We start from the raw sequence: 8,005 nt of genomic DNA on the forward strand, positions 1-8,005 counted from the left end.
CTCCCTGTCGGCGGGCGAGGGCTACCGCGCCTACGACGCCGACGACCTCCGGGTGGCCGAGGAGCTGGCCCACCGGATCGCCATCTCGGTGGAGCACGCCCAGCTCTTCGAGATGGCGCGCCAGGAGCGCGACCGCGCCGAGGAGGCCAACCGCGCCAAGGACGAGTTCCTCGCCACTGTCTCGCACGAGCTGCGCACCCCGCTCACGGCCATCCTCGGCTGGTCCCACATCCTGCGCACCAGCACGCTCTGCGCGGAGAAGCAGGCGCGCGCCCTGGAGACGGTGGAGCGCAGCGCGAAGGCCCAGGCGCAGATCGTCGATGACCTGCTGGACATCTCGCGCGTCGTCGCCGGGAGGATGCGCCTGGAGGTGCAGCCGGTGGAGCTGCTGCCCGTGGTGGAGGCCGCGCTGGAAGCGGTGCGCCCGGCGGCGGCGGCCCGGGACATCCTCATCGAGCCGGAGCTGGAGAGCGGAGCGAGCGCCGTGCAGGGAGACGCCAACCGGCTGCAGCAGGTGGCGTGGAACCTCCTCACCAACGCCATCAAGTTCACGCCCCAGGGCGGCCGGGTGACGGTGCGGCTGCGGCGCGTGGAGTCGCTCGTGGAGCTGGAGGTGGTGGACTCGGGCCAGGGCATCGCCCCCGCCTTCCTCCCCCACGTCTTCGAGCGCTTCCGGCAGGCGGACGGCAGCGCCACGCGCCGCTACGGGGGCCTGGGGCTGGGGCTGGCCATCGTGCGCCACCTGGTGGAGCTGCACGGCGGCACCGTCCACGCCCACAGCGAGGGCGAGGGCCGCGGGGCCCGCTTCACCGTGCGGCTGCCGCTGGCCGGGACGCGTGTCACGGGCGCCGGCTCCTCGCGAGCCACTCCGGCGCTCCGGGTGACGCCGCTGCCCGAGGAGCTGCCAGACCTCTCGGGCGTGCACGTGCTGGTGGTGGACGACGAGGTCAACACCCGCGAGCTGCTCCGCGTGGTGCTGGAGGAGCGCGGGGCGCGGGTGACGGTCGCCGCCAGCGCGGCCGAGGCCTTCGAGTGTCTGATGCGCGAGCCTCCGGACATGCTCGTGTCGGACATCGGCATGCCGGGCGAGGACGGCTACGCGCTCATCCGTCGGGTGCGCGCCCTGCGCCGGGAGCAGGGCGGCCAGGTGCCCGCCGCCGCCCTCACCGCCTTCACCCGGCTGGAGGACAGGACGCGCGCGCTGGTCGCCGGCTTCCAGGTCCACGTGCCCAAGCCCGTGGAGCCAGCGGAGCTGGTGATGGCCATCGCCAACCAGGTCAATCGCTTCGCTCCCCGGTGACGGAGGGGCCTCCGCGCCCCTTCTCCCGCGGGTGAAAAGCAGGAACTCGTGCATGAACTGACACGACCTGATTGGTTTCCGGGTCTTGCTACGGTTTTTCGTGGCCGAGCAGGCGACCTCGGGGTCCGGGCGGTTCCTCAGGGAATTTACAATTGTGTATAGTCCGCGGCCGCTGCGCTGGCGGCGAAAAGTCCAGGGGCAAGTGCCCTGAAGGTCGGCGGTCGGACGGTTCAAGCACCAGCGGAGTGAGTCCCCCTCCCTGGCGATGGCATTCCCGAACCGGGTGCCGGACGACCAGGAATCTCCCTAGACGTAGTCCGGTGGAGTCATCCATGTCTCAGACGTGGCCACGTTGGCCCCTGCTCCTCGCCTCTCTCCTGGCGGGTCCGTCCCTGGCGGGTGAGAAGCTCACCCCCCTGTCCCAGACCAGGCTCGTCCAGCTCCGTGCGAAGGAGCCGTCGCGCGTGAGCGCGTCCCTCGCGAGCCTGCGCGCTCAGAAGTCCAGCCTCGGGTTGAACGACCGGGATGACTTCCAGCTGTCCGGCATGCAGACGGATCGCTTCGGCCAGACCCATGCCCGCTTCCAGCAGCTCCACCAGGGCGTGCCGGTGTGGGGCGCCATGGCCATCACCCACCTGGACTCCACCGGGTTGAACCTGCCCACGACGGTGGAAGGGGTGCGCAAGGGCATCCGCGTGTCCACCCGCCCCCTGGTGGACGCGGGCAACGCGATCGCGCTGGCGAGCCTCGAGCTCTCCTCGCGCGGCGCCCTGCTGGGCGGCGAGCCGACGGCGGAGCTCATCATCTACCCGGAGACGCAGCGGGAGAACCTGGCTCCGGAGAAGCCCTTCGCGAAGCAGAACGCGGCGGACTTCACGCAGGAGGTGGTGGACTATCGGCTCGCCTGGCACGTCCACACCGAGCTGGACAACCCGCAGGACGGCATCGTCCACACGGACTTCATCCTCGACGCCGAGTCGGGCGCGGTGCTCAAGAAGTGGAACTCCCTGGAGACCACGGCGGCCATTGGCACGGGCCTCTCGCAGCACAACGGCAACGTGCAGCTCAACGTCTGGAAGAACGCCAGCGGCGTCTACGAGCTGCGTGACACGACCCGCACCGACGGCGCTGGCCTGCGCACGTATGACGTGAACCACGCCAAGGTGGATCTGGGCGAGCCGGCCACGCTCACCCTCTACACCGACGCCGACAACACCTGGGGTGACAACAAGGACTACGTGCCTGGGGCGAACACGCTCAGCGCCAACGGCCAGACGGCCGCCGTGGACGCCCACTATGGCCTGCTGGCGACGTGGGACTACTTCGAGAGGATCCACGGTCGTTGGGGCATCGATGGCGAGGGGACGCCCACCTACAACCGGGTGCACGTCAACAACAACTACCAGAACGCCTTCTGGAGCGACGGCTGCTTCTGCATGAGCTACGGCGATGGCGCCTTCAACGCCAAGACCAATCCCTACGCCATGAAGTCCATGGCCGCGCTCGACGTGTCGGCCCACGAGCTGGGCCACGGCATCACGTCCCAGACGGCCGACCTCATCTACGCCGGTGAGCCCGGCGGGTTGAACGAGGCCAGCTCCGACATCTTCGGCACCATGACGGAGTTCTGGGTGCGCAACGGCCGGGGCGACACCATCGGCGGTGGAGACAAGGGCAACTGGTTCATCGGTGAGGACCTGAACCCCTACAGCGCGCTGCGCGTCATGTTCAAGCCGAGCCTCGATGGCGTGAGCGCGGATGCCTGGTTCCCCGGCATCGAGAACATCGACGTCCACCACAGCAGTGGCCCGATGAACCGCGCCTTCTACTTCCTGTCCCAGGGCGCCAAGCCCATGGCGCCGGCGAACCACTACTCCAGCAAGTACCTGCCCGGCGGCATGGACGGCATCGGCAACGACAAGGCGGCGGCCATCTGGTACCGCGCCATCACCACCTACCTGTACTCGTCGGCCAACTACCTGGCGGCCCGCACGGCCAGCCTCCAGTCCGCGGCGGATCTCTTCGGCACCCAGTCCGCCGAGTACCGCGCGGTGGAGAACGCCTTCGCCGCCATCAACGTGGGCTTCACCGCCGGCACCTATGACGACCGCGAGGCCCCCAAGGTCATCGCCAGCGTCTCGGGCCGCGCTCCCGTGCTCGAGTTGAACGCGACGGCCACGGACAACGTGGGCGTCGCGCGCGTGGAGTTCTTCGTCGACGGCGCCCTCCAGGGCAAGGACACCTCGCAGCCCTTCATGGTGCCGCTCGAGGTCTCCACGCTCGACAACGGGAAGCACCAGTTGGTGGTGGTGGCCTACGACGTGGCCGGCAACGTGGCCCAGTCGGACCCCCTCGACTTCAACGTGTCCAACAGCTTCGAGCAGCTCCTGATGGATCCGGGCTTCGAGCTGGGTGGCGAGGGCTGGGAGGCGAATCCCCGCGGCAACATCAACTTCCCCGTCAGCAAGGGGGCTCGCACGGGCCAGGGCTACGTGTGGCTCAACGGCTACGGCAGCGTCAGCCGGGACAACCTGTACCAGGACGTCACCATCCCGGCCTCCGCCGCCCGCACCTCGCTGAGCTTCTACCTCAACCTCACCACCGAGGAGACGGACACCGTCGCCAACGACATCCTCGTGGTGCAGGTGCGCTCCACCTCGGGTGAGCTGCTGGAGACGCTCGCCACCTGGTCCAACCTGGACGCCAACCTCGGCTGGGTGCAGCGCAGCTTCGACCTCAGCGCCTACGCCGGTCAGACCATCCGCATCTACCTGGAGGGCAGCGAGAACGCCTCGCGGGCCTCCAACTTCAAGCTGGACGACTTCTCGCTGCGCTTCATCGAGACGGCCGACACCGAGGCTCCGTTCGTCACGGCCCAGGTCGTCGACACCGGCACCAAGGTGGGCCTCTTCGCGAACGTGTCGGACAACGGCTTCGTCGGTGGCGTCGAGTTCCTCCTGGACGGCAAGTCCCTGGGCACCACGTTCACGTCGTTCGCCACGCTCCTGAATGTCTCGTCGCTGACCAACGGCGCGCACACCCTGGTGGCCCGCGCGGTGGACGCGGCCGGCAACGCGGCCAGCTCGGCCCCGGTGTCGTTCTTCGTCGACGTCAAGCGCAAGCAGCTCGTGGTCAACTCGAGCTTCGAGGACACGAGCGCTGCGGGCAGGGCCGCCTGGCCGTTCACCACGAGCCTCTCCACGTCGCTCGGCTTCTACGCCCTCACTCCGAGCAATCCCTTCGCCCACTCGGGCAACACGTTCTTCATCATCTATACCAACCCGGGGCCCACCAGGTCGGAGCTGCACCAGACCGTCACCATCCCCGCGGACAGCACCTCGGCCATCTACAGCTTCTGGCTGCGCCTCTACAGCGGTGCGTTCGCCGATGGTCTGCCGCACCACACCCTCCTCGCGAAGGTGCGGGACTCCAACGGCGCGGAGCTGAAGACGCTGAAGTCGTTCTCGAACCTGGATGACACCGGCGGCAAGTACTTCGAGCACCGCTTCGACCTGAGCGCCTACAAGGGACAGACGATCCAGCTCTCGTTCGAGGCCGACCTGTTGGAGGAGCCGACGGTGGACGACGAGGTCACGCAGTTGTTCCTCGATGACGTGACGCTGACCTCGACGAGCACCCCGGACACGCGGGCGCCCACCCTCACCGCGTCCGTCGATGGCTCCCACGGGACGATCCAGCTCAACGCCAGCGTGAGCGACAACATCTGGACGAAGCGCCTGGAGTTCTTCGTGGATGGCGCCCCCGCGGGCACGCGCACCGACCCCAGCGGCAGCTACCGGATTCCGTTCGACGCGTCCAAGCTGAGCAATGGTCCCCACACGCTGCTGGTCAAGGCGGTGGACAGCGCGAACAACGAGGCCAGTCAGACGGTGGACTTCGACATCCGTAACTCCACGGTGAACGACGTGACGGCTCCCTCCGTCAGCGCCACGGCGAGCAACTTGTTCGAGCTCTTCACGCTCAAGGCCGCCGCCAGCGACAACACGGGCGTCACCCATGTGGAGTTCTTCGTGGACGGCGCGTTCGTGGGCCAGGCCAACCGCTCGCCGTACGAGGTCACCTACACGTCCGCCCTGCTGACCAAGGGTGAGCACACCGTGACGGCGGTGGCCTACGACGCCTATGGCAACTCCGGCAAGGGAGAGACCTTCATCGAGGTCTCGCTCCCCTTCCTCACCCTCTCGCCGGCACGGGTGGTGATGGCCCGGGGCGACACAAAGAGCTTCACCGTGAGCGTGGAGAACGCGAAGGACACCTCGGTGAGCTGGTCCGCGGCTGGCTCGACCACCTGCGGCAGCGTCAACCGCGACGGCCTCTACACGGCCGGTAACAAGGCCGGTGTCTGCCAGGTCATCGCCACCAGCAACGCGAACAAGAGCACGAACATCAAGGCCACGGTCATCGTCTACACCGGCGACCTCAACGGCGACGAGGTGGTGGACGGTGCGGACATGGGCCTGCTCGCTCAGGCATATGGCCGCAAGTCGAGCGAGGCAGCGCCCCTGGCCGCCGACCTCGACGCCGACAGCTTCGTGGACAACAACGACGTCACCCTCTTCGTCAGCCAGTTCGGACGGTAACCCATGAAAACCTTGACCAAACTCATTGTTCCGCTGCTGCTCGGAACGCTCATCGCCTGCGGCGACGCGGTCGTCGTCACCGTGACGCCGGCGGCGACCACGGTGGACCAGGGCGCCGTGGTGGAGCTCACCTCGACCGTGACGGGTAACGACAACACGGCGGTGACCTGGGCGGTGGAGGGGGGCGACGCCAACGGCACCATCACCCCCCAGGGCGCGTACACGGCCCCCTCCACGCCGGGCACCTACTCCGTCGTGGCCACCAGCGTGGCCGACCCCACCAAGAAGGGCAGCACCCTGCTCATCGTGCGCCCCCTGCTCGTGACCGTCCTGCCGGGTGAGCCGCTCCTGCACACCACCGGCAGCCTGATCTTCTCCGCCACGGTGACGGGCACCACCGCCAGCACGGCGGTGACCTGGAGCGTGGAGGGCGACGCGGCCAACGGCACCATCACCCCCGAGGGCGTGTATACGGCCCCCACCACGTCGGGCACCTACACCGTCGTGGCCACCAGCGTGGCCGACCCCACCAAGAAGGCCACCACCCAGGTGAAGGTGGGCGCGGTGGAGGTGAAGGTGAAGTCCGAGACGATGACGCTCGATCAGGGGGCCAGCCTCGCCCTCGGCGTGGACGTCATGGGCACTTCCCTCCAGGCGGTGACCTGGGCGGTCGAGGGCGGCGACGCCAACGGCATCGTCACCAGCGCCGGTGTCTACACGGCGCCCCACAAGCCGGGCACCTACACCGTGGTGGCCACCAGCGTGGCGGACCCGAGCAAGAAGAGCTCGACCACCGTCACCGTGAACCCCGTGGTCGTGGCCATCGAGCAGGCCAGCCCGACCCTCCACACCACGGGCAAGATGAACCTCTCCGCCACGGTGACGGGCATCGCCGGGAACAAGGCGGTGACCTGGTCCATCGACGCCAATGACGCCACCAACAGCAAGGGCACCATCACCCCCGAGGGCGTCTACACGGCCCCCGCCGCGGCCGGTGACTTCAACGTCACCGCCACCAGCGTGGCCGACCCGACGAAGAAGGCCACCACCACGGTGAAGGTGACGGCGATCGTGGTGACGCCCGACCCGCAGAAGCCGACCCTGGACCAGGGCGCCACCGTCACCCTGACGGCGAACGTCACGGGCCTCACGGGCACCGCCAGCAACGCGGTCACCTGGGCCGTGACGGGTGGCGCCACCAACGGCACCGTCACCAACGCAGGCGTCTACACGGCGCCCTTCCGCGCGGGCACCTACTCCGTGGTGGCCACCAGCGTGACGGATCCGAGCAAGAAGGGCACCGCCACCATCACCGTCCGCAACGTGGTGGTCACCCTCTCGCCCGCGACCCTGACGCTCGACTCGGGCGCCACGCACGCGTTCACCGCCACGGTGACGGGCACCACCGCCAGCACGGCGGTGACCTGGAGCGTGGGCGGCGGCGCGGGCCGCGGCACCGTCACCTCCGACGGCGTCTACACCGCCCCCGCGGCCGCTGGCCGCTTCACGGTGATCGCCACCAGCGCGGCGGATCCGACGAGTACGGGCACCGCCACCATCACGGTGCCCACCGCCACCAAGGGCTTCACCTACACCGACCCGCCGAGCACCGCCCCCTGGCGCCTCGTGAAGAACCCCGCGCTGTCCACCGAGGCCCGCCTCGTGCTGGACCTCGTGGGGCCGGTGGACGGGTTCGGCCGCGGCGTGGACCTGGCCATCACGACCGACACCCGCGCGCCCTGGGCGAAGCTGGCCTCCGGCGACTCCGAGTACGCGCTCAACCACGCGTTCGATCTGGGGAGCGGTCCTCAGCTCTTCAGGAGCGCCGTCAAGGCCACCACCCTGAGCGTCGGCGTGTTCCAGAAGGGCGAGTCCGCCCCCGCGGTGGCGCTCGACCGGTCCCTGCTCACGGTGGCGATGGATCTGACCCGCCTGGGCCCCACGGTCGGCAAGGGCCCGGTCGCGTTCAACGTCGCCAAGGCGCACGTGCTGTCGGGCAGCGGCGCGCTGAACACCATCAACGTCGCCGTGGGGACGCTGACCCTCGAGTAAGCCCTCACGCTGAAGCAGTTCGAACGGCGGCCTCCTTCTTGGGGCCGCCGTT

The 8,005-nt window shown here is 68.9% G+C and carries 3 protein-coding genes; all 3 read left to right on the forward strand.

Annotated features, from left to right (window positions below):
* On the forward strand, positions 1-1,300 hold a 1,300-nt coding region (locus VF697_RS06365), incomplete at its 5' end, for a hybrid sensor histidine kinase/response regulator (RefSeq protein WP_331092594.1).
* A 464-nt stretch (positions 1,301-1,764) separates the two neighbouring features.
* Positions 1,765-5,901 carry a M4 family metallopeptidase gene (locus tag VF697_RS06370; protein ID WP_331092595.1) on the forward strand — a complete coding sequence of 1,379 codons (4,137 nt, stop codon included), beginning with the start codon at positions 1,765-1,767 and terminating at the stop codon, positions 5,899-5,901.
* Between the two features lie 3 nt (positions 5,902-5,904).
* Positions 5,905-7,953, forward strand: coding sequence for a hypothetical protein (locus VF697_RS06375; protein WP_331092596.1), 2,049 nt, complete (start codon positions 5,905-5,907; stop codon positions 7,951-7,953).
* The last annotated feature ends 52 nt before the right edge of the window (positions 7,954-8,005 follow it).

It is taken from the genome of Archangium sp. (genome assembly GCF_036388035.1).
Lineage (GTDB): Bacteria > Myxococcota > Myxococcia > Myxococcales > Myxococcaceae > Archangium.

Coding starts and splice junctions, on each gene's coding strand:
- VF697_RS06375 (WP_331092596.1), top strand. CDS start 5,905: ATGAAAACCTTGACCAAACTCATTGTTCCGCTGCTGCTCGGAACGCTC.